The following is a 25099-nucleotide window of genomic DNA, read 5'->3' as shown; positions in this document are numbered from 1 at the left end:
ACGCATCTGTCGTGCAAAATGCCGGACCCTGCAGCGCGGTCGTGCAGATTGAAACGGGCGCGGTGCCAGTACGGGTTTTTCAAGTGGCTGATTTTCAGAGTGTTTCAGGCGAGCCCCGGTTGGCCTGATCTCTGCACCCTCTGACCTACATTCAACCCGCCGTTGGAGGGGGACGCATGACCCCGACATCCCGCAGGAAAGTGGTCGTCGCCCATTCGGTTCGGCCCGGCGCACCACAACATGAAGTGCAGACCAACAAGGCCCTCGCGCGATGGCTGGCGCAGATCCTCGGCCTCAAGTTCGGCGGCAGTTACGACGCTGAAAAACATCGCGGCCGGGACATTTACCTGTTGCCGACCCAGACCCTCGTCGGCGCGGCGGCACGCGAACTGGGGGTGAGCGGCCCGAACGATCTGTGGGGCGGTTTCGTCGAGCACGATTTCATCTGCACCAAAGCCATCAGCCACGGTTTGCGCAGCCATCAGGCCCATGCGCCGCAAGGCTGGTCGCCATTGTTTTCCGAACGGGTGCGCACCGTGGTGCTGGACGGGCTCAGCGTCTTTGCTCTGGAGGATGCACGGCCCGCCGCCGAACATCTTTTGTACAGCGGACCGATCCGGATCAAGCCGATCCATGCCTGTGCCGGGCGGGGTCAGGAAGTGATCAAGAGTCTGGATGCGTTCGACGAAATTCTCGCCCGACCCGAGGCCGGAGAACTGTTCAGCGATGGCGTGGTGCTGGAGCAGGACTTGAGTCAGGTGGTTACCCACAGCGTCGGCCAGTCGTTCATCGGCGGCAGGGTGCTGAGTTACTGCGGTGATCAATACTTGACCAAGGACGCCCACGGCGAAGAGGTGTACGGCGGCTCGAACCTACTGGCGGTGCAGGGCGGTTACGAGGATCTGCTGGCGCTGGATCTGCCTAACGACGTGCGTCTGGCCATTCAGCAGGCGCAGGTGTTCGACCGGGCGGCGGACGAAGCCTATCCGCGTTTCTACGCCTCGCGGCGCAATTACGACATCGCCCAGGGCCTGGACAGCGAAGGCCGGCCGCGCAGTGGCGTGCTCGAGCAGTCCTGGCGCATGGGCGGCGCCAGCAGCGCGGAAGTGGCGGCGTTGCAAAGTTTCGTCAACGATCCTTCGATGCGCGCGATCCGCGTGTCATCGGTGGAAACCTATACCGATCAAGCCCTGCCGGCGGATGCCATTGAGGTGTATCGCGGGCCGGCCGAAAACAGCGACTTTCTTCTCAAATACGTGATGGTCAAATCCTATGACGGCTAGAAGCGAAAGCATTCAAATCGACATTGATGACGAGCAGATGAGCGGGACCTTCCTCAGTCCCAAATCGAAAGTCCCCGGCGTGTTATTCGTACACGGCTGGGGTGGCAGTCAGGAGCGGGATCTGGAACGGGCCAAGGGCATCGCAGGCCTGGGTTGCGTGTGCCTGACGTTCGACCTGCGCGGGCACACCGGCGGTACCGGCATTCCGCTGAGCCGGGTCACCCGTGAAGACAATCTGCGTGATTTGCTGGCGGCCTACGACCGGCTGCTCGCCCACCCGGCGCTGGATACTTCGGCCATCGCGGTGGTGGGCACCAGCTATGGCGGTTACCTCGCCTCGATCCTCACCTCGCTGCGCCCGGTGCGCTGGCTGGCGCTGCGGGTGCCGGCGCTGTACCGCGACGAGCAATGGCACACGCCCAAGCGCGAGCTGGACAAGGCCGATCTGCGCGATTATCGCAGCACGCTGATCCGCGCCGACAGCAACCGCGCCTTGCACGCCTGCTCGCAATTCACCGGGGACGTGCTGCTGGTGCAGTCGGAAACCGATGAGTACGTGCCCCACGCGACCATCATGAGTTACCGCGCCGCGTGCCAGCAGACCCATTCGCTGACCCACCGCATCATTGATGGCGCCGACCATGCCCTGAGCGATCCGACCTCGCAGCAGGCCTACACCTCAATCCTGGTCGACTGGATCACCGAGATGGTGGTGGGTGAGCGATTGAGCATCATTCAGTCCACATGATTTGTGCTGTCTCTTCGGACGCCTTCGCGAGCAAGCCCGCTCCCACGTTTGGAACGCGTTCTGCCTGTGGGAGCGGGCTTGCTCGCGAAGGGGCCACCAGCCATAACAAAAAAATCAGGACGGCTTCTTCTCGATCCGCAACGCCTTGGCCTTGGCTTCCACCACCAGGTACATCAGCACGGTGATCAGCAGCGGCAGCAGGAAATAGATTGCCCGATAGGCCAGCAATCCTGCCACCAGACTGCCGCGTGAGGCCTCGTGTTGCAGCAGCGCCACGAACACTGCCTCCAGCACGCCCAGCCCGGCGGGAATGTGGGTGATGACCCCGGCAATCGCACTGATCAGCAGCACCCCGAGCACCAGCGGATAGTCGAGCTTGCTCGGCAGCAAGGTGAAAATCACCGCCGCCATTAACGACCAGTTGAGCGCCCCGAGCAGCAATTGCAGAACCGCCATGCGCAGCGATGGCAGGTTGATTTCCACCCCGCGAATCGACCACTCGCGACGCCGGGAAAACTGGCAGGCAACCAGATAACCGACACTGACCAACAGCAGCAACACGCCAATGCCCTGCAACGCGCCGCTGCTGACCTTCCAGCCCGGTGGCATGCGCACCAGCCCACTGGCAAACACCACGCCGGCGATGGTCATGTAGCCGAACCAGTTGGTCGCCAGGCTCAGGCCGAGGATTTTGGCGATGTTGCTTTTGCTCACCCCGAGCCGCGAGTACAACCGATAACGCATGGCGATCCCGCCGACCCATGCGCTGAGGTTGAGGTTGAATGCATAGCTGATGACGCCCACCGGCAGGATCTGTTTCCACGTCAGGTCCTGACGAATGTAAGTACGGCCGATCAGGTCGAAACTGGCGTACACCAGAAAGCTCAGCAAGGTCAGGCTGGAGGCGATGATCAGCGTGCGTACCTTGAAGTCGGCAAGGGTTTGCAATACCTCGGCCCATTCGATGCGGCTGGCGAACATCGTCAGCAGGACGATCAGCGCCAGAAAAAACAGCAGGGTCAGCGGACGTTTCCAGCGACTCCAGCGGGACTTGCTCGCCGGTGCCGGATGCACGGCTGCGTGGGCTTCGGAATGGCTCATGAAGGATCACTCCCAGCGGCATGGGAAAAGGGTTTGAGTCGTGGCTTGTGCGCCGGCAGCCAACCGGCCATGGCCGGAAAATGCCGCAGGAAGTGAAACACCAGAAAGCCCACGGTCATGTGCCAGATCCGTCCACGTGGCGATTTCGTGGCGTCCATCGCCTTGCAGTGGTTGTGGCTGAGGTCTTCGAGGCGTTCGAACAGGTGGCGATTGAAGGCGCGGTCGCGGATCAGCACGTTGGCTTCCAGGTTCAGCGACAGGCTCAGCGGGTCGAGATTGCTCGAGCCGACGGTGCTCCATTCCTCGTCCACCAGTGCCACTTTGCCGTGCAGCGGCCGCTCGCAATATTCGTGAATCTGCACCCCGGCCTTGAGCAGGTAGTCGTAGGTCATGCGCGCGGCGAGTTTGGCCACCAGCATGTCCGGCTGCCCCTGCAGAATCAGCCGCACCTTGACCCCGCGCCGGGCGGCGTTGCGGAGCTCGCGCAGCAGGCGGTAGCCAGGAAAGAAGTAGGCGTTGGCGATCACCACCCGCCGTTGGGCGCGGCGCAGCACCTGCAGATAGACGTCTTCGATATCGGTGGGGTGGCGATCGTTGTCGCGGAACACCAGACGCACCTGACCGTCGTGATCATCGAATGCCATCTCGGCGCGCCGCTGTCGACGGCGTTGCCACCAGAACCTTGCGCGTCCCGGACGGCCGCTTTGCAGCAGGGCGAAATGATGGATGTCGGCCACCGCCGGGCCCTGAATTTCCACCGAGTAATCCTGCTTCGCTTCGGGACCGAAATCGGCCAGATGATCGCCGGAAAAATTGATCCCGCCGATGAACGCAACCAGCCCGTCGACCACCACAATCTTGCGGTGCAAACGGCGGAACCAGTTGGTGCGAATACCCAGATGCTTGGGGGCCGGATCGAAGATCTGCAGGTGGACGCCGGCTTCGCTCAGCGCGGCCAGATAACCGGTGCTCAGTTCGCCGCAACCGAAGCCGTCGAGGCTGACGGTGGTGCGCACGCCACGGCGGGCGGCATCGATCAGAATTTCCTGCAACTCTTTCCCGACCTTGTCTTCGAAGACGATGAAGGTCTCCAGCAGGATTTCGCTTTTCGCTGCGCGCATCGCTTCGAAGACCCGGGGGAAATACTCTTCGCCGTTTTCCAGCAACTCGACGCGGTTGTTACACTGCCAGCGATACTCGACATCGACGGTGCCGGGCTGGCGCACGGGTGGGTTGATGCTGACCGGCTCTACGGCGGATTTCTCCAGCGGTGCACTGCTCATAGTTCAATCTCCACCGATAGCGGTGCATGGTCGGAAAGGTGTGACCAGGGACGGTTCGCCAGCACTTTGGGCTGACTGGCCTTGAGGTTGCGCACGTAGATCCGGTCCAGGCGCAGCAACGGCATGCGGGCCGGAAAACTGCGCGCCGGTTTGCCGTGATGCGCCGCAAACACCTCGCGCAGGCCACAGGGTTCAAGCAAGGCATCGGCGCGCTGGCGCCAGTCGTTGAAATCGCCGGCGACGATCACCGGCGCATCCTCAGGCAGTTCGGCCAGGCGCTTTTTCAGCAGAGCCAACTGATCGTTGCGATGGCTTTCGCGCAGGCCCAGATGGACGCAGATCGCGTGCACTTCACGGTCGTCTCCCGGCAGGCGCAGCACGCAATGCAGCAGCCCGCGGTTTTCGTGGCCGCTGATTGACACGTCGAGGTTGTCATGGCGCACGATCTGGAATTTCGACAGCACCGCATTGCCATGATCGCCCTCCGGGTACACGGCGTTGCGGCCGTAGGCGAACTGCGGCCAGAGACTGTCGGCGAGAAATTCGTACTGCGGCATCGTCGGCCAATTGTTGTAGCGCTTGGGATGATGTTCGTGGGTGCCGTGAACTTCCTGAAGAAACACCACGTCGGCGGACACGCTGCGCACCGCTTCGCGCAATTCCGGCAGGATGAAGCGCCGGTTCAGGGCGGTGAAACCCTTGTGGGTGTTTACCGTCAGCACAGTGAAACGGCGCTCGGTGGTGATGACCGTGGACTGCTCGTCGGTGAAGCCGAGCGGCTCGGGAATGCTCATGCGAGTACCCCCTCGGCAGCCGGTTCGCCGGGCACGGTTTCGAGTGTTTTATCCAGATCGAAGCGCTGCAGCAGGCTGCGGGCATCGAACGGCGCGCGGACCTTGATGTCGTTGTCGAAGTAGCAGAAAACCTCACGGGATTTACGGGCCCGAGGCTTCAGGCGCGGGGCGATCAAATGGGCGTCGCCCGGTTGCCGGCCATGGTGCCAGTCATCAATCCGTTCGGCCCAGCGTCGCAGCGCAGCTGGGGTGTAGCCGCTGGCGTAAAGTTCTTCGGCACCGTGCAGGCGCAGGTAGACGAAATCGCTGGTGAGGTCTTCGCGGTACGGCCATTTCCCGGCGGTGTCGGCGATCACCAGCGCAGTGTTGTAGCGCTTGAGCAGGCGCACGAAGTCGGGGTCGATGAAACTGTCGTTGCGGATTTCCACGGCATGGCGCAGCGGTTTTTTGCCGTAGGCCTTCAGGCTCGCGTGGCCGTGCAGGTGTGAGTCGTGCTGACGGGCGAGGGCGGCAGCGGCCTGGGTGTCGTGGGGCAACTGGTCGAGAAAGGCTTCGAAACGCACGGGGTCGAAAGTGAAGTTGGGCGGGAATTGCCAAAGGACCGGCCCGAGTTTTTCCTTCAGTTCCAGCACCCCGGAGGCGAAAAAATTGGCCAGGGGTTTTTCGATATCGCGCAGACGGCGGATGTGGGTGATGAAACGGGGCGCCTTGATGCTGAACACGAAATCGTCCGGCGTTTCGGCGTACCACTGGGCATAACGTTCAGGCCGCTGCAAGGCGTAGAACGATCCGTTGATTTCGATGCTGTTGACCGCCCGTGAGGCGAACTGCAATTCGCGTTTCTGAGCCAGCCCCTTCGGGTAAAAGTCCCCGCGCCACGGGGCGTAACGCCAGCCTGAAATACCGATATGAATCGTTGCCATGCCGCCCTCCCGTCGAAAGTCCCCATACGGCCTCTGTCTGTGGATGACTGCGGGCGGTCGCGGAAAGTTTCGACGGGATTACGGACGGTCGGGCTGCTACGGATCAGTGCCCGGTGACGATCCGGGTCGAGCCTTCGGCGGGTTCGGCGTACACCGGGCCCAGGCGATCGAGGCGACCGCTCCAGGCCGTCAGGGCCAGTGCCACCAGCACCACCAGGCCGCCGATCCACGCGGTGTGGATCAGGCCGATGTGTTCGACGATCAGACCACCACCCCACGCGCCACCGGCAATACCGAGGTTGAACGCGGCAATGTTCAGCCCCGAGGCCACGTCCACGGCGTGCGGTGTGTGATGTTCAGCCTGACGCACCACGTACACCTGCAAGCCCGGCACGTTGCCGAAGGCGACCGCGCCCCAGACCAGCACGGTGGCCAGTGCCAGCCACGGGTTGGCGGCGGTGAAGGTGAGCACGAACAGCACGGCGGCGAGCAGGGCGAAGATGATTTTCAGTGCGCTGATCGGCCCGCGTTTGTCCGCCAGTTTGCCGCCCCAGAGGTTGCCGACCGCCACCGACACGCCATACACCAGCAACACCAGGCTGACAGTGCTGGCGCTGAAGCCGGAGAGGTCCTGAAGAATCGGCGCCAGGAACGTGAAGGCGATGAACGAGCCGCCGTAACCGATGGCCGTCATGGCGTAGACCAGCAACAGGCGCGGTTGCTTGAGCACCTGCAATTGCTGCAACAGCGACGCCGGTTTGCTGTGGGCAATGTTGTTCGGCACATACAGCAGGCTGCCGATAAACGCGATCACGCCCAGTGCTGAAACGGCAAGGAAGGTTTCACGCCAGCCGAAATGCTGACCGATGAACGTGCCCAGCGGCACGCCGGTGACCAGCGCCACGGTCAGGCCGGTGAACATGATCGCAATCGCACTGGCGGCTTTCTCCTTGGGCACCAGGCTGGTGGCGATGGTCGAGCCGATCGAAAAGAACACGCCATGGGCCAGACCCGTGACGATCCGCGCCAGCACCAGCGATTCGTAACTCGGCGCCAGCCAGGCCAGCAGGTTGCCGAGGGTGAACAGCACCATCAGCGACAGCAGCAACAGTTTGCGCGGGACCTTGCCGGTGAGGGCGGTCAGCACCGGCGCACCGATGGCTACGCCGAGGGCATACAGACTGACCAGCAGACCGGCGGACGGCAGGCTGACGCCGAGATCGGCGCCGATGGTGGGAAGCAGGCCAACGATGACGAACTCGGTCGTCCCGATGGCGAAGGCGCTGAGGGTCAGCGCGAGCAGGGCAATGGGCATGACGGCACTCCGGTGGGGGATTGAATGGAGCGCAGTGTCGGGGTTTGGTGGGGGTGGAAAAATACAGGGGTGGGCATTTGATATTTGATCTCGGCGCAAAGATCAAAGAGCGGCTCTCGAGGCGTTCTTGAACTTTGCCAAGCCAAAACCGATCAGTTCCTTACAGGTTCAACCAAGGGAGCTCTGCGTTTTGACCAGGTTCAGGATCGCGATTCTATTGGGGGCATTGCTGTTGTTCGGCGGCCATGCAGTGCAAGCCGCCAGCCTGCCGGGCGTTCCGGCAGCCAGCGAAGAGCCGGCGAAACCGGAGCCCATCGTGCAGGGCGGACTGCTCGGCGCCATCAGTTCCAGCATTGACGACGTGCAGGAAAAACTCGATCTCAACGAGCATCTGGTCGACGCCTGGCGCCTGCGCGCCGATCGGGCGGCGGATGAAGTCGACAGGTTGGTCAATCAACCTTCGAACCGTTCCGGCTGGAGCGTGGCGGGGGATTTCCTGATGCTCTCCGGCGTATGGCTGGGCACGTTTGCCGTGTTGACGGTGCTCGGCAGCGTGCTGGGCAAGCGTCTGCGGGAGGGGCGCTGGCTGCGCACCCGCCAGCGCAGTCAGGACCTGCTCGGTTACCTGTTGCCCTACACGCTGCCCGCGCTGATCTGCCTGCCGCTGACCCTGTACGTCAGCCATTTTCTGTCGGCCTCGGTGGGGCGAGCGCTGGCGCTGTGTTTTGCCTACGCCACCAGCAGCGGGATATTTTCCACGTCGATGCTGTTGTGCGTGGTGGTGATGTTCAATGTCGGCCACAAGCGCCGCGCCGTGCAGATCATCCGCGACTACTGCCCGAAACCGCTGTTCCTGATCGGCTTTCTCGCCGCGTTGAGTGACGCCCTGACCAGCCCGCAGATCGCCCGGCAACTGGGCGGCAACATCACCAGCAGCATTGCGGTATTCACCGGTCTGCTGGCGTCGATCATCTTCGGCCTGCTGGTGATTCGCCTGCGTCGGCCGGTGGCGCACCTGATCCGCAATCGCCCGCTGGCCCAGCGCCTGAAGCAGCCGTCGCTGCAGGAGTCCCTGAGGATTTTTTCCGGGCTCTGGTACTGGCCGATCGTGCTGATGGTGCTGGTCTCGGCGGTCAATCTGATCGGCATCGGCGAGGACAATCAAAAGGCCCTGCGATGTGCGCTGTTCACCACGGTGCTGCTGATCGGCACGGTGTTTCTCAGCACGATTCTTCAGCATCTTTTCAAGTCGCGCAGGGCCGAGGCGATCCAGCGCAGCAGTGCCTACAAGGAACGCTTTCTCAGCCTGTTGCACGCCTTGCTGCGGATCGTCATTGCGATTGCGTTCATCGATATTCTCGGGCGGATCTGGGGAGTGTCGCTGCTCGATTTTGCGCAAAGCAGCACGGTCGGTCGGGCGATCAGCAATGCGCTGAGCAGCATCGGCTTGATCTTCCTCGTGACGTGGCTGTTGTGGGTGGTGCTCGACACGGCGATTCAGGAAGCACTGAAACCGCCAGTCAGCAAACGCTCGGTGCGTCAGCCCAGCACCCGGGTGAAAACCATCCTGCCGCTGCTGCGCAACGCGATCAAAATCATCCTGGTGGTGATCTGCGCGATCACCACCATGGCCAATCTCGGGATCAATGTCGCGCCGCTGCTGGCCGGTGCCGGGGTGGTCGGCCTGGCCATCGGTTTCGGCTCGCAGCAACTGGTGCAGGACGTGATCACCGGGCTGTTCATCATCATTGAAGACACCCTGTCTATCGGCGACTGGGTGGTACTCGATTCCGGGCATGCCGGCACGGTCGAAGGCCTGACCATTCGCACCCTGCGCCTGCGTGACGGCAAGGGCTTCGTGCATTCGGTACCGTTTGGCCAGATCAAGGCCGTGACCAATCAATCGCGACAGTTTGCGTTCGCGTTTTTCTCGGTGCAGTTCACCTATGACACTGATGTCGACAAGGCCATCGAGCTGATCCGCGAGGCGGGGGATTCGATCCGCGAAGACCCGTTCCTCAAGTACAACCTGCAAGGGCCGCTTGACGTGTTCGGTGTGGACAAAATGGACCTGAACGGCGTGGTGCTGACCGCGCAATTCCGCACGGTCTCGGGCGGGCAATACGCGGTGAGCCGCGCGTTCAATCAGCGCTTGAAAAAGCTTGTGGATAACAGCCCGTGGGTGCATTTCGCGCAGACTTATCCACAGCAGGTTCTGTTGCCCAAGCGACAGGACGAAGAGGTGGCGCCGGCGCATTCGTCGGTGGTGTTGCCGGAGCAGGCGCGCACTCAGTGACGGGTCAGCTTGTTGCGGATTTCGCTCATGGCGGCGGAGTCCAGCTCCACCCAGAATTGCGGCTTGCCCGCGACCTCGGCAGCGACCGGCAACCCATCGCGATACACCAGCCGATTGCTCGCCAGCGCCGGCACTTTCGCCCCCGGCAACAAGGTCCCGGCGAGGTTCAGCGGGTCGACGCCGCACACCGCGACCAGGCTGCCGTCATGGGGGCGACGGCGGACTTCGCGCAGCAGCGCAATTGCCTCGGGCAGGGCGAATTGCTCGCCGGCCAGACCGCTGACAAAGCGCCCGCCGCGAATCTCGCCCCGCGCTTCCAGTCGATGGAACGTGCGCAGAAGTTCGCGCCAGCTCGGCAGCCAATCGGCCTCTCGTTCCAGCAGGCGCCAGAACACCACGCCATAGCGGCGTAACAGAGTCATGGCGATGTGTTCGAGGGTTTCGGGCAACGCCGTTTGACGGTTTTCCACCACCGGCCCGCGACGCAAAAGCGCCCAGCGCCCGGCATCGTCCATGCCACCGACAAACGCCCCGCGCCCGCGTCGACTGCTGCGCTGCTGGCGCTTGCTCGCCGGGGTGATCAGCGCCCGCAATCCGGCAAAGCTGTCGGCATTCACCAGCCCGGCGCCGACCAGTTCCTGCAAGGCGATTTCGAGCTCGGTGCGCAGCAGGTGTGCTTCATGAATCAGCTCATCGAAAAACAACGCACCGTGCTGGCTCAGCGCGTCGAACACCTTGCGGGTTTTGGGCGACAGTTCGCTGACCGGCGTCTGCTCGGCCAGCGCGCTCCACAAGCCGACCTGACTGCGCGGCAGCAACACGATGGGGGTGCTGCGCAATGCCGTGCCACTGCTGTTTTGCCGGGCGCTGAGGCGCGTCCATACCAGTTTGCCGCTGCGGCACAGATCATCCAGCCAGCTCGGTGAATAATCCTTGAGCCGCGCCGGAAGGAGGTCGCTGTCCCACGCTGAAGCGGCGGCCGGGTAGCCTTCGAACTGGCCGACAATCGCCGGCAATACGGTGTTGCCCTGACCACGGGTGGACGGGGACACGTGCTGCCAGTCGAACAGAAACCGCATGAAATCCTGCAACGCCACCGGCTCGATTTCCCGGCGCAAACGCTTGACCGTATAGCGGTGAATGCGCGCCAGCAGATGCCGTTCGCACCATTCTTCAACGGTCGACCCCGGCGTGAACTGGCCGCGCAGTACATAACCTTCGCGCTCCAGATGAGCGAGGGCTTGATGAACAGCGGCCGGCATCAGGGTCAGCGGCTCGGCAATCGCCACCAGCGGTTGCGGACCGAACGCGCCGAGCCGCGCGCGGATCACTTCGATCAGTGCCTCATCGGCGGTCCATGCTTCGTCGAAACCGGGCAACGCGGCCAGTTCAGAATGCGCCTGTGGATAAAGCGCTTGCAGACAGGTCCGGCGTTCTCTCGCCAGCCACAGTGAGTGCTCGGGATCGATCTGCAATCGGCAGGCTCGCCCGGTTTCGGCCAAAGCATTCAGCCACTCGCGCCATTGCGGATTGGCCTCGACTTCGCCGTCACTGATGCAGGCCAGGCTCATCAGCGCTTCATGCATTTCATCGGCGCTGTTCGGCGTCGGCCAGGCCTCTTCGCGCACGGCGTTGATCGCGTCGGCGTCCAACGCGCCGAGGTCGTCGGTGGATTGCGGATCACTCCAGCGGCGGTTGAGCACGGCCTGGGTGCGACGCTCTTCCAGCGGCGCGTCGTCGAGAAAGGTGTAGGGGCGGGCGCTGAGGATTTCCGCCGCCAGCGGTGAGGGCGCCGGCAGGTCGCGGGCAATCAGGCGCACTTCGCCGCGCTCCATGCGCCGCAGCAGTTGCAGCCAGCCTTCGCTGTCCATCGCTTCGTGCAGGCAATCGTCGAGGGTCTGTTCCACCAGCGGATGCTCGGGAATTTCCCGTTCACCGGCGAGGTTTTCCAGGCAGGCGATCTGATCGGGAAACACACTGGCGATCAGGTCTTCGCTTTTCATCCGCTGCAATTGCGGCGCGACCTTGCGCCCGCCGGTGAAGCGCGGCAGGGCCAGCGCCACCCCGGCATTCCAGCGCCAGCGCACGCCGAACAGCGGCGCATCCAGCACCGCTTGAATCAGGATGTGCTCGGCGCTGTTGCTGTGCAGGTAGCGCCAGACTTCATCGAGTTCGAAACTGTGGCTGGTGGACAGCGACAGCACGATCGCGTCTTCGCTGGCGGCGGCCTGCAATTCGAAGTTGAAGGTGCGGCAGAAACGCTTGCGCAGGGCCAGGCCCCAGGCGCGGTTGATTCGGCTGCCGAATGGCGAATGGATGATCAACTGGGTGCCGCCGGACTCGTCGAAAAACCGCTCCATCAGCAGCGTGTCCCGGGATGGCAAGGCACCGAGGGCGAGGCGGGCGCGGGCCAGGTAATCCACCAGTTGCTCGGCGCTGGCCAGGTTCAGGCCGAGGGTGTCGGTCAGCCAGTCGAGGGCAGGTTGCAGGTTGCCGGGGCTGGCGCTGAGCAGTTGATCGAGCTGCGCGTGCAGGCGCGCCACGGCCGCCGACAGTTCATCGCTGCGCCCCGGCGCCTCGCCGAGCCAGAACGGAATGGTCGGCGGCAGGCCCTGGGCGTCTTCGACCCGCACCTTGCCGGCTTCCACCCGCAGGATCCGGTAAGAGGCGTTGCCGAGCTGGAACACATCGCCGGCGATGCTTTCCACGGCGAAGTCTTCGTTGACGCTGCCGATGTTCAGGCTCTGGGGTTCGAGCAAGACGCTGTAGTCGGCATTGTCGGGGATGGTGCCGCCGCTGGTGACTGCCGTCAGCCTTGCACCGCGCCGTCCGCGCAGGGTTCGGCTGATGGCGTCGCGGTGCAGATAAGCGCTGCGGATGCCCTGACGGCCGTTGTAGCCTTCGGCGAGCATGCCCAGCAGCGCCTGATAATGTTTTTCGTCAAGGCGGGCGTAGGGCTCGGCCCGGCGGAACAGCGCGAGCAAATCGTCTTCGGCCCATTCCTGGCAACTGACCTCGGCGATGATCTGCTGCGCCAGCACATCCAGCGGCGCCTCGGGGATGTGCAGCGTATCGAGTTCACCCCGGCGCACGCAGTCGAGCAGGGCGGCGCACTCGATCAAATCGTCGCGGGTGGTGGCGAACAGGCGGCCCTTGGGCGTACCGCCGACCTGGTGCCCGGAGCGGCCGACTCTTTGCAGAAAACCGGCAATCGAGCGCGGTGAAGCGATCTGGCAGACGAGGTCGACTTCGCCGATATCGATCCCCAGCTCCAGCGAGGCGGTGGCGATCAGCACTTGCAGCTCGCCACGCTTGAGCCGTTGTTCGGCGTCGAGGCGAAACTCCTTGGCCAGACTGCCGTGGTGCGCGGCCACGGCGTCTTTTCCGAGGCGTTCGCTGAGGTGTCGACTCAGGCGCTCGGCCAGACGTCGGGTGTTGACGAAAATCAGCGTGGTGCGGTGTTCACGGGCCAGTGCTGCGAGGCGGTCGTAGACCAGTTCCCAGACGTCGTTGGCCATCACCGCCGTCAACGGCACCGGCGGCACTTCGATGCCCAGATCCCGTGGACGCGCGTGGCCGATATCGATGATGTCGCATCGGCGCTCATGGCCGACCAGAAACCGCGCGACGGCATCGATCGGTTTTTGCGTGGCCGACAGACCGATGCGGGTCAGTGGTTCAGGACACAGCGCCTGCAAGCGTTCGAGGCTCAAGGCCAGGTGACTGCCGCGTTTGCCGGCAGCGATGGCGTGGATCTCGTCGACGATCACCGTGCGTGTGGTGCCGAGCATTTTTCGCCCGGACTCGGAGCCGAGCAGCACGTAGAGCGATTCCGGAGTGGTCACCAGTATGTGCGGCGCGCTCTTGCGCATGGCGGCGCGGTCTTTCTGCGGGGTGTCGCCGGTGCGCACGGCGGTGGTGATTTCCAGCGCCGGCAGATCCATTTGGCGTAGCTGCTCAGTAATCCCGGCCAGCGGGTTCTGCAAGTTGATGCGGATGTCGTTGGACAGCGCCTTGAGCGGCGAAATGTAGACCACCAGGGTTTCGTCCGGCAGACCTTCCGGGGTTTCCAGGCCGCGGTGGACCAGTTCGTCGAGCACGGCGAGGAACGCGGTGAGGGTCTTGCCGGAACCGGTGGGCGCGGCGATCAGCGTCGAACGGCGCTGGCGGATCAACGGCCATGCGCGGGCCTGGGCGGCGGTTACCGTCGGGAAGGTGCTGCTGAACCAGGCGCTGACGGCGGGGTGAAAGCCTGCCAGCGCCGCGTCCGTGGGAAGGGGCAGATTCATGGTTCCAGTTATGCGGGTGGGTGGGCGAAGTTGCAAGTACCGCTCGGGATCTACACTTTACGGGTGACGGTTGCGCACTAAACCCGCAAAATGCAACGATTCCGGCAATTATCGACGACGGTGTCACAAGCATCGTCGCCAAAGCCATCGTTCCAATCAGACTGGGCCTGCTGACTCTATGCGAATGCGCCTTATGTTACTGGGCGGCGGAAATGCCCTTGGGCAGGCGCTGATTCGCCTCGGTGCGGAGGAAGACATCGGTTTCCTCGCCCCCCGCCCGCCCGAAGACGGCTGGGATGCCGCGAGCCTGACCCAATTGCTCGACGACACCCGTCCCGATGCATTGATCAACCTTGCCTACTATTTCGACTGGTTCCAGGCCGAGGTCGTCAGTGAAAGCCGTCTGGCCGGGCAGGAACGCGCCATCGAACGCCTGGCCGAACTGTGCCAGCACCACAACATCGTGCTGGTGCAGCCTTCCAGTTATCGAGTGTTCGACGGCTCCCGCGCCACCGCCTACAGCGAAAAGGACGAACCGGTGCCGTTGGGCCTGCGCGGTCAGGCGTTGTGGCGGATCGAACAGAGCGTCCGCGCCACTTGCCCGCAACATGTGCTGCTGCGCTTTGGCTGGTTGCTCGACGACAGCCCGGAAGGGATCCTCGGACGCTTCCTGGCCCGTGCCGAACAGCCGGAAGAGTTGCTGCTGGCCGATGACCGGCGTGGCAATCCGACGCCGGTCGACGATGCCGCGCGGGTGATCATTTCGGTGCTCAAGCAACTCGATTGCGCCGCGCCGCTGTGGGGCACATACCACTACGCCGGCCACGAGGCGACCACGCCGCTGGCGCTGGGTCAGGCGATTCTCTCCGAAGCGCGCAGCCTGCACCCGCTGGCCATCGAAGCGCCGACCGCCCAGGCCCACGCCGCGCGGCCGGATGCCGCTGAAGAACCGCAACACGCGGTACTCGCCTGCAAGAAAATTCTGCACACTTTCGGGATCAAGCCGCGCGCCTGGCGTGCCGCACTCCCGGGCTTACTGGATAGGTTTTATCGTCATGGCTGAAGGCCCCGTTCTCATCACCGGCGGTGCCGGTTTCATCGGCTCGCACCTGACTGACGCGCTGCTTGCCAAGGGCCATTCGGTGCGGATCCTCGATGACCTGTCGACCGGCAAGCGCAGCAATCTGCCGCTGGACAATCCCAGGGTCGAACTGATCGTCGGCGATGTGGCCGATGCCGCATTGGTCGCACAGGCAATGCAGGGTTGCAGCGCGGTCGCACACCTCGCCGCCGTCGCTTCGGTGCAGGCATCGGTGGACGATCCGGTGAAAACCCACCAGAGCAATTTCATCGGCACGCTGAACGTTTGCGAAGCCATGCGCGAGGCCGGCGTCAAACGCGTGCTGTACGCTTCCAGCGCAGCCGTCTACGGCAACAACGGCGAAGGCGAGTCGATTGACGAAGACACGCCCAAGGCACCGTTGACGCCTTATGCATCGGACAAACTGGCCGGCGAGCAGTACTTCGATTTCTACCGCCGCCAGCACGGTCTGGAACCGGCGATCTTCCGTTTCTTCAACATCTTCGGCCCGCGCCAGGATCCGTCCTCGCCGTACTCCGGGGTGATCAGCATCTTCAGCGAACGTGCGCAGAAAGGCCTGCCGATCACCGTGTTCGGCGATGGCGAGCAGACCCGGGATTTCATGTACGTCGAAGACTTGGTCGATGTGCTGGTGCAGGCGATCGAGAAGCCGCAAGTGGACGTCGGTGCGGTGAACGTCGGCTGGAATCAGGCGACCAACCTCAAGCAGATGCTGGCCGCGCTCGAAGCGGTGGTCGGCGAGTTGCCGCCCGTCAGCTATGGCCCGGCGCGCTCCGGTGACATCCGTCATTCGCGGGCGAACAACCGCCGGTTGCTGGAGCGATTCAAGTGCCCGACGCCAACGCCGATGAACGTCGGCCTGGCCCGTCTGCTCGGCCGCTGAGCTTTTCGCAGACATGAAAAAGGCGCCTTTTGACAGGCGCCTTTTTCACGGCCGGAAATCGGCTTTCAAACCTGTTTCCTGTAGCGAGGGAGCTTGCTCCCCGGTCGATTGCGTAACATCGCCGTCAGTTCTGAGCTGCCCGCCACCAAGCCTCATTCACCACCACGTGAACGTTCTTTAGAACTTGTAGCCTAGACCAACCATGTAGATGAAGGGATCAACGTCCACATTCACCCGTGCACGGGTGCCCGGGGCCACGGCGTTGTTCTCGACGGTGGCGCGGGTATCGATGTCGATGTAGCGCACCTGGGCGTTGAGCATGATGTTGTCGGTCAGCATGTAGTCGGCGCCGACCTGCCAGGCCAGGCCCCAGGAGTTTTTCGCCTTGAAGTTGCTGAAGCCGTTGGACTGGGCTTCGCTGCCGACGTGCTCGTCGTAGATCCAGGTGTAGTTGATGCCGCCGCCGATGTACGGCTGGAAGGCCGATTTCGCGTCCAGCGGGTAGTAGACGACGCTCAGGGTCGGCGGCAGGTGTTTGAGGGTGCCGAGTTTGCCGTTGGCGGCTGGCAGGGCGGTGCCCTTGAGCTTCACGTCATGTTCGAACGGCGAGGCGGCCAACAGCTCGATACCGATGTTGTTGGTCAGCATGTAGGCGAAGTTCAGGCCCAGTTGGGTGTCGCTGCTCATGGTCGCCTTGCCGCCCAGGTTGGCGCCGCTCAGCGGACCCTGATCGACCTTGACGCTGGAGCTGTCGGCCTTCGGGTTGACGGTGATCGCACCGGCACGAACGATGATGTCGCCGGCTTCGTGGGCGTGGGCGAGCGGGGCTGCGAGCGCGAGGGCAAACAGCGAGGCGCTGAGCAAGGACTTGTTCATGGAAGCTCCCAAAGGACGTTAAAAATGTTTGATGTCCTATGGTACGAATCCGTCTGATACGGTCTTTTGACTCAGCTCAATGAAACAGTGATGGCGGGTTTATTTGTGGAACCTTTGCCGACCCCTTCGCGAGCAGGCTCGCTCCCACAGGTGAATGCATTCCAAATGTGGGAGCGGGCTTGCTCGCGAAAGCTATTGATCAACCGGTACAAAACTATCGGGATTTACTCCGGCAGTTCGTAGACGTAAATCTTGTCCGCTTCCATCTGATACCCGGCATCGGCCAGTTCGCTGGTGGACTGCTTGACCTGCAACGGCCCTTCCACCCAGTACGGCTGATACAGCTCGTCGAGCTTTACGCCGAGTTCGCTTTTCACGTGCACGATCTGATTCGAGGGCGGCGGCGGCACGTGGATGCAGGCGCCGAAATATGGCACCAGCAGGAAATCCGTGGTGCGACCTTCTTCGCTCACTTCCAGCGGCACGATGTAGCCCGGCAGGCGGATGTTCTGGCCATCGAGGCTTTGCACCACGGGGGCGTTGGGCATGTCCTGTTTGGCCGCTGGCGCGGACTCCGCCGACAGCGCGTCGCCCATCTTCGACAGGTCGTGCAGCGGCGTCATGTTCGGCACTTCGGGCGCGGCGTCCGGCGGGATCATTTCCGACCAGGTCAGGTCTTTTGGCGCCGCCGCCCACACGGGCAGGGCGACCAGCAACAGCAGCGCAAGCACGGCGCGGGGCATGGTGAACATCCTCATAAACGGATCGACAGGCCGTCGGCCAGAGATTGGCGATACGCGCGCCAGGCCGGCACGCTGCCCATCAGCAGCGCGGCCGCCAGAATGCCACCGAGCAGCGTCCATTCATACTCGCTTGGCCAGGCCAGCGGCAGATACAGCCCGTAATTGGCCTGCACATAACCCTGAGCGGCGGCGATGCCGAGGTACAGCAACGCCAGCCCGGCGATCACCCCGGTCAGCGCCAGAGCAAAGGCTTCCAGCACCAAAAGACTTGCGATATGCCACGGCCGCGCGCCCACCGAACGCAGGATCGCCATCTCGCGGCGGCGTTCGTTGAGGCTGGTGAGAATTGCCGTGAGCATGCCGATCAACCCGGTCAACACCACGAACAGCGAGACCACGAACAGCGCTTTTTCAGCGGTGCTCATCAGGCTCCACAACTCCTGCAAGGCCACGCCCGGCAGGATCGCCAGCATCGGCTCGCCACGGAACTCATTGATCTCCCGTTGCAGGGCGAAGGTCGAAATCTTGCTGTTTAGGCCGAGCATGAACGCGGTGATGGCTTGCGGCGTCAGATCCATGTTGCGCGCCTGATCGGCGCTGATCCGGCCGTTGCCACGGGCCGGCACGCCGTTGTGCCAGTCGATGTGAATCGCCTCCATGCCGCCGAGGCTGATGTGCAACGTTCGGTCCACCGGGGTGCCGGTGCGCTTGAGAATGCCGACCACGGTGAACGGCTTGTCGTCGTGCTTGACCAGACTGATCGCCGCGACGCCATGGGCCAACACCAGTTTGTCGCCGAGCTTGTAATGCAGCGCTTCGGCCACTTCGGCACCGAGCACCACTTCGAACGGATCGGTGGCGAAGGCGCGGCCGTCGGCCAGTTCCAGATGCTGCTGGCGACCGTACTGGTAATGCTCGAAATAGGCTTCGGTGGTGCCCATCACCCGGTAGCCGCGATGGGAGTCACCGAGGGACATCGGAATCGCCCACTTCACCTTCGGGTTGCTGGCGAAGTGTTCGAAGCTGTCCCAGCGGATGTTGTTGGTGGCGTTGCCGATGCGGAACACCGAATACAGCAACAGGTTCACCGAGCCCGAGCGGGCGCCGACGATCAGGTCGGTGCCGCTGATAGTGCTGGCAAAACTGGCTTTGGCTTCAGTCCGCACCCGTTCGACTGCCAGCAGCAGGCAGACAGAAAGCGCGATGGCGAAAGCAGTGAGCAGGGCGGTGAAACGCCGGTTGGCGAGGCTGGCCATGGCCAGACGGAACAGATACATCTCAGACCTCGGCAGACGTGGCGGCGCGATTGAGTTCGGCCAGGGACAGGTGACGGTCGAACAGCGGCGCGAGGCTCTGGTCGTGGCTGACGAACAACAGGCTCGAGCCGGCTTCGCGGCACTCGGCGAACAGCAGGCGAATGAAGTTTTCCCGGGCGTCGTAATCCAGTGCGGAGGTCGGTTCGTCGGCGATCACCAGTTCCGGTTGCCCGATCAATGCACGGGCAGCGGCGACCCGTTGCTGCTGACCGATCGACAGCGAATCGGCGCGGCGACTCAGGAGGCTTTCGTCCTTCAAACCCAGGTGGGCGAGCAGGGTGGCGGCGGCCTGATCAACGCTGCCGTGACGCTGTTTCGCACGCTCGGCGCGCAGCTTCGAAAAGTGGCACGGCAGCTCGACGTTCTCGCGCACCGAGAGAAACGGCAGCAGGTTGAACTGCTGGAAAATGTAGCCGGTGTGGTCGACCCGAAAGCGATCACGGGCGCCGGCACCCAGTTCGGTCAGTTCCTGGCCGAGCAGGCGAATGCTGCCGCGACCGGGTTTCTGCACCCCGCCCAGCAGTCCGAGCAGGGTGGTCTTTCCGCTGCCGCTGGGGCCCTTGAGGAACAGGGTTTCGCCGGCTTCCAGGCGAAACGCCGGGATGTCCAGCAGCGACGGGTGACCGGGCCAGTTGAAGCCCAGGTCGGACAGTTCGATGAGTGCTTGGGTCATGGCGCCGTTTCGTGTCAGAACTTCAGGGCGGCGGCCTTGGCCGTCACTTCCGTGCCTTGCTGGCCGCTCGGGCTGATCAGTTGTACCTGAATTTTCTGGGTGGCCGGGAAGGTAGTGAACAGGTTCGCCAGATCCAGGGTTTTCAACGCACCCGGTGCCGCACAGCTGAACTGGTAGTGGGCGTGGATTTCGCTGTGGTCGTGATGATGCTCGTGACCGTCCTTGCCGGCCTCCTCTTCGTCGTGGTCGTCGGCATCCGGCTTGTCGCCGAACAGCGGGCTTTCCAGCTCCTGGCTGGTGACTTTGCAACCGGCGGCGGCCGGCAGGCTGAACAGCGCCAGCGGTTTTTCCAGCTGAGCGCGAGCGGCGGCGACCTTGGCCTTGTCGGCATCGCTGGTGGCGACGTGTTCAAAACCCACAAGGTTCATCGCCGGGCTTTCCAGCTCCAGCTCCAGGGTCTGGCCGTCGAGCGCCGCGTTCAGGCGTCCAACGCCATGTTCGTGGGCAGCGAGGCTGCCGTGCTCATGGTCGTGATCATGCTCATCGGCAGCCTGGGCGATGGCCAGCGGCAACAGGGCAAACGGCAAAGCGAGCAGCAGACGACGCATGGCGGTCTCCGGGAAGTAAAGTGAAGAGTTTGTTATGTAATCTTATAACGAAAGTGCGCAGAGTTTGCCCGCCTGACACGTTTTGCGCAAGGTGTGGCTGCGCACCGCCCGGAGCTCGGTCCGGACGGTGCGTAGATCAGCGAGAGGTGAAGTGCTTCAGAATCCGCTACCGGGATAGTCGAACCAATAACGACCCGATAACACTTGAGTGATCAATCCGGTGTCCAGCAACTTCGGCGCATCACGGTGGAAGCGTTCACGCCATGCCGGCAGCCACCAGTAATTGATTGCTGTGCCGCGGGGTTGAAGAATCAGGATCATTACGTCGCGATCAATCCTGCCTTGGGTATAGAGCAGATGGCCGTTGTCCATGAATCCCATGTACTGTTTGATCGGCAACTGGAACATCAATGCTGTGGTGAAGATTTTTTCACTCTGGCTGAACGCAGGGCTTTGCAGAAGCTGTATCGCTTCACAGACATGTGCTTGGGGTTGGCTGGCGATTTTCTGTCCTTCAGGTGTCGATAGCACATCGAATCGATCATCCAGTTCGCGCCAGTCGACACGATCATTGCGCTCGAAGTAGTCCCGTATGAACGCTGTCAGTGATCCGGCTGTGGATGCTCCGGAGGTACAGGTCGACAGGTCGGCGGGCGACCAAAGTCGCCACGCCATGATCAGCAGGAGTGGAATGGCGAGGAGTATCCAGAGCAGTCGTTTCATTGTGGTGTGCTGTATTTGTATCGTCGAAAAATGGTGAAGTCATGATCGCTATCAATGGCGTTGCCGGACGCCCGTCGGAAGCCGACATCGTTGACTTCGATTTTTTCCCAGCTGGCGGATATGCAGACACCTTGGGAAAGCACGAAGCCGACATGGCCGCTGGCGTCCGAATAGTTGACAGCATACGCACCTATGTCACCGGGCAGCGCGGAGCGTTGCACGCTCCAGCTTTTAAGTAATCGATTCTCGTCGGCCCACTCTCCGGCAAGTGGTGGACTGACTTTTGAGTATCCCCAAATGTACTTCGACTTGCCGTGTTCGATCAGCGCTACGTTGATTCCGACAGCTGTCAGCACGTCATAAACGAACAAGTTGCATTTGTTGGTATTGGCGGGGAATTCCACGCTCTTGCTTGATTCATCGGCGGTTCTATGAGGCAAGGATTTTTTGCTTCTGTTGCCTGCCCATGCTGTGGAGTTTCGGTGAGAAAGTGCCTCCAGCAAGATTTTTCGCGGCAGATCCTGAATGAAAACCCTCACCGTATTGGTCTTGTTCTGACGTTTCACCCCGTATTCCACCTCGTAAAACGTATCACCGGTGACGGCTCCGCTGTTGGACAAAGGCACCTTCACCCAAGGTGAAACGGCCACGATGGTCAGCAATTTGCCCTGATTCAGAGTGGCCTTGTGAATCGCTTTCGTTACTCCGCTGCCTCCGATGATCTGCAACGTGATCTCATAGCTATCGCGGCTCTTTATCGTCGATACCTTTTTTTCTTCATCGCGGATGACGGTTGTTTGTCCTTTATCCGAAAAAAAAGTGTAGGTAGTTGGTGTGTCTTTTTTCTGGACGATATTGCCATCAACGAGTTGTTCGTTGATCAGCAATTGAAACTGCACGCCCTTGGGGGGCTGCATCAGAAAATCCTTAAAGGCAAGTTTGATTTTCGATTTCATGACGCGTCCTGTTTCAACGGTTCTTCATAGGAATAGAACGTCCATTCGGCATCTTCACCAATCAGGAGAGTGTCGTAGTCCTCAGGGTTCTCGACCTGGTGTTCGCAACCTTCACCTGTGGCAGTGCAGGTACTGTCCTGCAGAATGGCCGCCTTTTTCTTGTCCTTGAGTTTGTAGGCAAGTCCCGGTTTCCGGGTGTCGTCCAAGCGTTCGATGATGACTTGCAGATAACGATGCGAAGCCAGGGCGGCAATGGGTGGGCCCATATCGATGGGGGCCGGGCGGCCTATGCCGGCGAAACCGCTGTGTTGCTGGGTGAGCAGTTTGTTGGCCATGGGCGGGCAGCCGCAGGCGACGTAGTCACCCTCCAGTGCAGCCGGGCCGGCAGGCAGGATCAGCGTTCTTTCGCCAACGGCGACGATCGCTCCCTGGCCAGCACTGCACGCAGGGCAACTGGCAAGTTGTCCGATCGAGGCGATGATTTCGCCTTCTATACGCAGGTTTTCGTTTCCTTCGAGAATCACACCACCTGTAGAGGTAGGGCCTCCCTTCGACGCCAGTTTTCTTCCTGAAGACATGGGGTTCCTTCCCATGAAAAAAGAAGAAATGTAGCCGATAAGGTAAACGTCGCCAGCTCCTGACACTTGGCGTTACACAAGTCCCATGGGAGCATGCAGATCAGAAATGTGCGGGAGAAAGCTTATGTTGCGGATACGCGGAACCGTCGGCGAGTTGCCGGTGGATTTGACCCTGGAACTGGATGAAAGCGACTGGGCGCGGCTCGGTGCGCAGTTTGGCGTGCAGGTGCAGACGGCCCAGCCGCAAGCAGCAGCGGCGGCGCCGGTGGCGAAACCGGTGAATCAGGATGACGCGTTGTGGCAGGTCGCGAGGGATCTTTTGCGCAAGGCCGGGCAGCTCAGCGGCCCGGATCTGCTGGATCAGCTCGAAGGGCTGACCGGCAGCGCAGCGGCGGGCAAGCGCTTGCTGGTGCGCCTGCGTCATTCATCCGATGTGAAGGTGGCGAGCGGCGGCGATACGCCGCTCTACAGCTGGATCGAGTAAGGGGTTAGTACAGCGCGGCGAACACCTTGCGCCGGTAAGCGGTCACCAGCGGGTGATCGTTACCCAGCAGTTCGAACACTTGCAGCAAGGTCTTGTGCGGCAGACCTTCGCCGTAGCTGCGGTTGCGGATGAACAGCTTGAGCAGCGCGTCCAGCGCCGCTTCGTATTGCTGGCGGGCCAGTTGCTGGATTGCCAGTTGATACACCGCTTCATCGTCCTGCGGGTTCTGCGCCAGACGGCTTTTCAGGTCGGCAGCATCCGGCAGGTCACGGGCCAGTCCGAGGAACTTGATCTGCGCCTTGGCGCCAGCCAGCGCGGCTTTGTGCTCATCGCTCTTGACCGCGTCGAGCACGGTTTGCGCTTCGCCCAGTTCACCGCGTTCGGTCAGGCAGCGAGCGTAGAGAATCAACGCCTTGGCGTTGGTATTGTCTTCGCCCAGCAGCGTGACCAATGTCGCTTCCGCGTCGGCGTAGCGGCCCTCGTCAAACAGTGCCTGAGCCTGTTCGAATGGATCGGCAGCCGACGGCGCGGGCATCTGTACATGGGGTTCGAGCAGGGCGCGCACGGCGGATTCCGGTTGCGCGCCGGCAAAGCCGTCTACCGGTTGACCGTCCTTGAACAGCACCACGGTCGGCAGGCTGCGGATGCCGAAGCGGGCGACGATGTCCTGCTCGATATCGCAATTGACTTTGGCCAGCAGCAACTCGCCCTGATAGCTCTCGGCGATCCCTTGCAGCATCGGCATCAGCGCCTTGCACGGCGCGCACCATTCGGCCCAGAAATCCACCAGCACCGGTTTTTGGAAGGAAGCCTCGATCACCGACTGGTCGAAGTCGGCCGTCGTGGCGTCGAAGATGTACGGCGTTTGCTGACTCATGGGGTATCTCGTAAAAGCGTGAATGGGGCAACTATACGGTCAGGCGCGGGCCGCATGGTAGAGGCTGACATGGCGAAACTCTTCCGGCTCGGCCAGATCCGGCAGGGTCATGGCTTCGAGCATTTCGATGCGTCGGTACAGCGGATGACGGAAATCCCTGACCCGTGAATCCGCCACCAGCGCTTCGCGGCCACGGCTCAGGAAGGCGTCGAGCAGCGGCAGGTTTTCCCGGTCGTAGAGCACGTCGGCCACCAGGATCAGATCGAAGCGATCGGCCTCGGCGAAGAAGTCCGTGGAATAGCTCATTTGCACATCATTGAGTTCGGCATTCGCCCGACAGGCGGCAATCGCCAGCGGGTCAAGGTCGCAGGCCACCACTTCCAGCGCGCCGGCCTTCACCGCCGCGATGCCGGCGATCCCGGAACCGGCGCCGAAATCCAGCACCCGTTTGCCCCGCACCCACTCGGGAAACTCTGCCAGATAGCGCGCCACCGCCAGACCGCTGGCCCAGCAGAAACTCCAGTACGGCGGTTCATGCAGGATGCGTTGGGTTTCTTCCTGGCTGAATTCACGCGCCATGTTGTCGCCATCGATCAGCCACAGCTGCAAATCGGTGTCCGGCAATGTGCAGGCTTTCAGTCGCGCGTCGCCGAGCAACTCGCCCAGCGACTGTTGCAGGTCTGACGGGGCATTCATGGGGCTTTGACAAATTGCAGCTGGCCCAGCGCCTGGGTGGTTGGCTGAGTGATGGTCTGCGACGGCAGGTGCAGGATCAACTGGCCGGACTGGCTGGCGCGGCCGCGCAATTCAACCCGCGCGCCAACCGGGAAGGATTCGGGGTTGAAACGCAGGTGAAACGGCAGAATCTGGTTGTTGCCGATCAGGCTGGAACTGGCGAGCAATTGTTGCGGACGATCCTTTTCGTCGATCACCAGCAGCGCCAGTTCGACTTCGGCGCCGGCCGGCACGCCTTGCAGGGTGCCGCTCAGTTCGCGTTGATACGCGGGCAGCGGGCCGAGGTCGGCGGCTTCCCGGGCTTTTTTCTGCGCCTGTTGCGGCGCCGGGCCCGGCGTGGGCGGCTGAGGCTTGGGCGCGTCGCTGCCACAGGCCACCAGCAGGCTGAAAACACTGAGCAAAACGAGCGGTCGTAGGGACATTGGTGGCTCCAGCAAAATGAAATCCATGGATCAAACGATCATGGCAGTCTGTATACCGCAAAGCCTATGGCTTGTCTTGCCACCGGGATGC

General features: G+C 62.3%; 23 protein-coding genes. 6 read left to right on the top strand and 17 right to left on the bottom strand.

From position 1 onward, the window contains the following. Positions 1-176 precede the first annotated feature (176 nt). Both K3819_RS25900 and K3819_RS25895 read left to right on the top strand, forming a co-directional pair. A complete protein-coding gene (locus K3819_RS25900; RefSeq protein WP_221398192.1) occupies positions 177-1283 on the top strand; it encodes a DUF3182 family protein in 1107 nt (368 codons plus the stop codon). Beyond that, positions 1273-2031 carry a S9 family peptidase gene (locus K3819_RS25895; RefSeq protein ID WP_085613353.1) on the top strand — a complete coding sequence of 253 codons (759 nt, stop codon included), beginning with the start codon at positions 1273-1275 and terminating at the stop codon, positions 2029-2031. Before K3819_RS25900 ends, K3819_RS25895 begins: the two co-directional genes overlap by 11 nt. Before the next feature lie 114 nt (positions 2032-2145). Here the strand turns inward: K3819_RS25895 and K3819_RS25890 are convergent, their stop codons facing one another. The 5 genes from K3819_RS25890 to K3819_RS25870 form a co-directional block, all read right to left on the bottom strand. After that, on the bottom strand, positions 2146-3132 hold the full coding sequence (locus K3819_RS25890) for a lysylphosphatidylglycerol synthase domain-containing protein (protein ID WP_221398191.1): 987 nt from the start codon (positions 3130-3132) through the stop codon (positions 2146-2148). Beyond that, a complete protein-coding gene (gene clsB / locus K3819_RS25885) occupies positions 3129-4415 on the bottom strand; it encodes a cardiolipin synthase ClsB (RefSeq protein ID WP_221398190.1) in 1287 nt (428 codons plus the stop codon). The genes K3819_RS25890 and clsB overlap by 4 nt, the downstream gene beginning before the upstream one ends. After that, positions 4412-5209, bottom strand: coding sequence for an endonuclease/exonuclease/phosphatase family protein (locus K3819_RS25880; RefSeq protein WP_039771952.1), 798 nt, complete (start codon positions 5207-5209; stop codon positions 4412-4414). Before K3819_RS25880 ends, clsB begins: the two co-directional genes overlap by 4 nt. Continuing rightward, positions 5206-6132: a DUF72 domain-containing protein gene (locus tag K3819_RS25875; protein ID WP_221398189.1), complete on the bottom strand. Its 927-nt coding sequence runs from the start codon at positions 6130-6132 to the stop codon at positions 5206-5208. The genes K3819_RS25880 and K3819_RS25875 overlap by 4 nt, the downstream gene beginning before the upstream one ends. 103 nt (positions 6133-6235) lie before the next feature. After that, positions 6236-7447 (bottom strand): MFS transporter, encoded by a 1212-nt coding sequence (locus K3819_RS25870; RefSeq protein WP_085613357.1) that lies wholly within the window; start codon positions 7445-7447, stop codon positions 6236-6238. 190 nt (positions 7448-7637) lie between these two features. On the opposite strand from K3819_RS25870, the gene K3819_RS25865 reads away from it, so the two are divergent. Then, a complete protein-coding gene (locus tag K3819_RS25865) occupies positions 7638-9743 on the top strand; it encodes a mechanosensitive ion channel family protein (protein ID WP_085613358.1) in 2106 nt (701 codons plus the stop codon). On the opposite strand, the gene K3819_RS25860 is transcribed toward K3819_RS25865, so the two are convergent. After that, positions 9737-14032, bottom strand: a complete 4296-nt coding sequence (locus tag K3819_RS25860) for a DEAD/DEAH box helicase (RefSeq protein ID WP_221398188.1) — start codon at positions 14030-14032, stop codon at positions 9737-9739. The genes K3819_RS25865 and K3819_RS25860 overlap by 7 nt on opposite strands. Positions 14033-14210: 178 nt before the next feature. On the opposite strand from K3819_RS25860, the gene K3819_RS25855 reads away from it, so the two are divergent. Together K3819_RS25855 and K3819_RS25850 are read left to right on the top strand one after the other, a co-directional pair. Further along, complete coding sequence (locus K3819_RS25855) at positions 14211-15095, top strand: sugar nucleotide-binding protein (RefSeq protein WP_074691645.1); 885 nt, start codon at positions 14211-14213, stop codon at positions 15093-15095. After that, entirely contained in the window at positions 15088-16017 is a 930-nt protein-coding gene (locus K3819_RS25850) for an NAD-dependent epimerase/dehydratase family protein (protein ID WP_085613360.1), read from the top strand. The genes K3819_RS25855 and K3819_RS25850 overlap by 8 nt, the downstream gene beginning before the upstream one ends. A 177-nt stretch (positions 16018-16194) precedes the next feature. On the opposite strand, the gene K3819_RS25845 is transcribed toward K3819_RS25850, so the two are convergent. The 8 genes from K3819_RS25845 to K3819_RS29555 form a co-directional block, all read right to left on the bottom strand. Beyond that, positions 16195-16893 (bottom strand): OmpW family protein, encoded by a 699-nt coding sequence (locus tag K3819_RS25845; RefSeq protein WP_085613361.1) that lies wholly within the window; start codon positions 16891-16893, stop codon positions 16195-16197. Positions 16894-17117: 224 nt separating this feature from the next. After that, complete coding sequence (locus K3819_RS25840) at positions 17118-17636, bottom strand: DUF3299 domain-containing protein (RefSeq protein WP_039772003.1); 519 nt, start codon at positions 17634-17636, stop codon at positions 17118-17120. An 11-nt stretch (positions 17637-17647) separates the two neighbouring features. Next, positions 17648-18913 carry an ABC transporter permease gene (locus tag K3819_RS25835; protein WP_074691637.1) on the bottom strand — a complete coding sequence of 422 codons (1266 nt, stop codon included), beginning with the start codon at positions 18911-18913 and terminating at the stop codon, positions 17648-17650. A gap of 1 nt (position 18914) precedes the next feature. Continuing rightward, a complete protein-coding gene (locus K3819_RS25830; protein ID WP_221398187.1) occupies positions 18915-19625 on the bottom strand; it encodes an ABC transporter ATP-binding protein in 711 nt (236 codons plus the stop codon). 14 nt (positions 19626-19639) lie between these two features. After that, positions 19640-20233 carry a DUF2796 domain-containing protein gene (locus K3819_RS25825; protein ID WP_085613364.1) on the bottom strand — a complete coding sequence of 198 codons (594 nt, stop codon included), beginning with the start codon at positions 20231-20233 and terminating at the stop codon, positions 19640-19642. 156 nt (positions 20234-20389) lie between these two features. After that, positions 20390-20956, bottom strand: coding sequence for a hypothetical protein (locus K3819_RS25820; protein WP_085613365.1), 567 nt, complete (start codon positions 20954-20956; stop codon positions 20390-20392). Beyond that, on the bottom strand, positions 20953-21912 hold the full coding sequence (locus K3819_RS25815) for a CHAP domain-containing protein (RefSeq protein WP_085613366.1): 960 nt from the start codon (positions 21910-21912) through the stop codon (positions 20953-20955). Before K3819_RS25815 ends, K3819_RS25820 begins: the two co-directional genes overlap by 4 nt. Further along, a complete protein-coding gene (locus K3819_RS29555) occupies positions 21909-22490 on the bottom strand; it encodes a PAAR domain-containing protein (RefSeq protein WP_256575427.1) in 582 nt (193 codons plus the stop codon). The genes K3819_RS25815 and K3819_RS29555 overlap by 4 nt, the downstream gene beginning before the upstream one ends. A 124-nt stretch (positions 22491-22614) precedes the next feature. On the opposite strand from K3819_RS29555, the gene K3819_RS25800 reads away from it, so the two are divergent. After that, entirely contained in the window at positions 22615-22974 is a 360-nt protein-coding gene (locus K3819_RS25800) for a hypothetical protein (protein WP_085613367.1), read from the top strand. Positions 22975-22978: 4 nt separating this feature from the next. On the opposite strand, the gene trxA is transcribed toward K3819_RS25800, so the two are convergent. Genes trxA through K3819_RS25785 form a run of 3 tightly spaced genes read right to left on the bottom strand, consistent with a single transcriptional unit; the run spans position 22979 to position 25008 of the window. Then, positions 22979-23851, bottom strand: coding sequence for a thioredoxin (trxA, locus tag K3819_RS25795; protein ID WP_007955581.1), 873 nt, complete (start codon positions 23849-23851; stop codon positions 22979-22981). Positions 23852-23890: 39 nt separating this feature from the next. Then, positions 23891-24547: a methyltransferase gene (locus K3819_RS25790; RefSeq protein WP_064382218.1), complete on the bottom strand. Its 657-nt coding sequence runs from the start codon at positions 24545-24547 to the stop codon at positions 23891-23893. Next, complete coding sequence (locus tag K3819_RS25785) at positions 24544-25008, bottom strand: YbaY family lipoprotein (RefSeq protein ID WP_011336139.1); 465 nt, start codon at positions 25006-25008, stop codon at positions 24544-24546. Before K3819_RS25785 ends, K3819_RS25790 begins: the two co-directional genes overlap by 4 nt. Between the last annotated feature and the right edge of the window lie 91 nt (positions 25009-25099).

Origin of the sequence: Pseudomonas sp. 3-2 (assembly GCF_019710535.1) — a bacterium.
Lineage (GTDB): Bacteria > Pseudomonadota > Gammaproteobacteria > Pseudomonadales > Pseudomonadaceae > Aquipseudomonas > Aquipseudomonas pharyngis.
Note: the sequence above shows the minus strand (reverse complement) of the source record. Positions and strands in the feature narration are given on the sequence as shown.

Bases quoted from the DNA above. Each gene is read 5' to 3' on its own strand.
- K3819_RS25900 (WP_221398192.1), top strand. From the start codon at position 177: ATGACCCCGACATCCCGCAGGAAAGTGGTCGTCGCCCATTCGGTTCGG.
- K3819_RS25895 (WP_085613353.1), top strand. From the start codon at position 1,273: ATGACGGCTAGAAGCGAAAGCATTCAAATCGACATTGATGACGAGCAG.
- K3819_RS25890 (WP_221398191.1), bottom strand. From the start codon at position 3,132: ATGAGCCATTCCGAAGCCCACGCAGCCGTGCATCCGGCACCGGCGAGC.
- clsB (WP_221398190.1), bottom strand. From the start codon at position 4,415: ATGAGCAGTGCACCGCTGGAGAAATCCGCCGTAGAGCCGGTCAGCATC.
- K3819_RS25880 (WP_039771952.1), bottom strand. From the start codon at position 5,209: ATGAGCATTCCCGAGCCGCTCGGCTTCACCGACGAGCAGTCCACGGTC.
- K3819_RS25875 (WP_221398189.1), bottom strand. From the start codon at position 6,132: ATGGCAACGATTCATATCGGTATTTCAGGCTGGCGTTACGCCCCGTGG.
- K3819_RS25870 (WP_085613357.1), bottom strand. From the start codon at position 7,447: ATGCCCATTGCCCTGCTCGCGCTGACCCTCAGCGCCTTCGCCATCGGG.
- K3819_RS25860 (WP_221398188.1), bottom strand. From the start codon at position 14,032: ATGAATCTGCCCCTTCCCACGGACGCGGCGCTGGCAGGCTTTCACCCC.
- K3819_RS25855 (WP_074691645.1), top strand. From the start codon at position 14,211: ATGCGAATGCGCCTTATGTTACTGGGCGGCGGAAATGCCCTTGGGCAG.
- K3819_RS25850 (WP_085613360.1), top strand. From the start codon at position 15,088: ATGGCTGAAGGCCCCGTTCTCATCACCGGCGGTGCCGGTTTCATCGGC.
- K3819_RS25845 (WP_085613361.1), bottom strand. From the start codon at position 16,893: ATGAACAAGTCCTTGCTCAGCGCCTCGCTGTTTGCCCTCGCGCTCGCA.
- K3819_RS25840 (WP_039772003.1), bottom strand. From the start codon at position 17,636: ATGCCCCGCGCCGTGCTTGCGCTGCTGTTGCTGGTCGCCCTGCCCGTG.
- K3819_RS25835 (WP_074691637.1), bottom strand. From the start codon at position 18,913: ATGTATCTGTTCCGTCTGGCCATGGCCAGCCTCGCCAACCGGCGTTTC.
- K3819_RS25830 (WP_221398187.1), bottom strand. From the start codon at position 19,625: ATGACCCAAGCACTCATCGAACTGTCCGACCTGGGCTTCAACTGGCCC.
- K3819_RS25825 (WP_085613364.1), bottom strand. From the start codon at position 20,233: ATGCGTCGTCTGCTGCTCGCTTTGCCGTTTGCCCTGTTGCCGCTGGCC.
- K3819_RS25820 (WP_085613365.1), bottom strand. From the start codon at position 20,956: ATGAAACGACTGCTCTGGATACTCCTCGCCATTCCACTCCTGCTGATC.
- K3819_RS25815 (WP_085613366.1), bottom strand. From the start codon at position 21,912: ATGAAATCGAAAATCAAACTTGCCTTTAAGGATTTTCTGATGCAGCCC.
- K3819_RS29555 (WP_256575427.1), bottom strand. From the start codon at position 22,490: ATGTCTTCAGGAAGAAAACTGGCGTCGAAGGGAGGCCCTACCTCTACA.
- K3819_RS25800 (WP_085613367.1), top strand. From the start codon at position 22,615: ATGTTGCGGATACGCGGAACCGTCGGCGAGTTGCCGGTGGATTTGACC.
- trxA (WP_007955581.1), bottom strand. From the start codon at position 23,851: ATGAGTCAGCAAACGCCGTACATCTTCGACGCCACGACGGCCGACTTC.
- K3819_RS25790 (WP_064382218.1), bottom strand. From the start codon at position 24,547: ATGAATGCCCCGTCAGACCTGCAACAGTCGCTGGGCGAGTTGCTCGGC.
- K3819_RS25785 (WP_011336139.1), bottom strand. From the start codon at position 25,008: ATGTCCCTACGACCGCTCGTTTTGCTCAGTGTTTTCAGCCTGCTGGTG.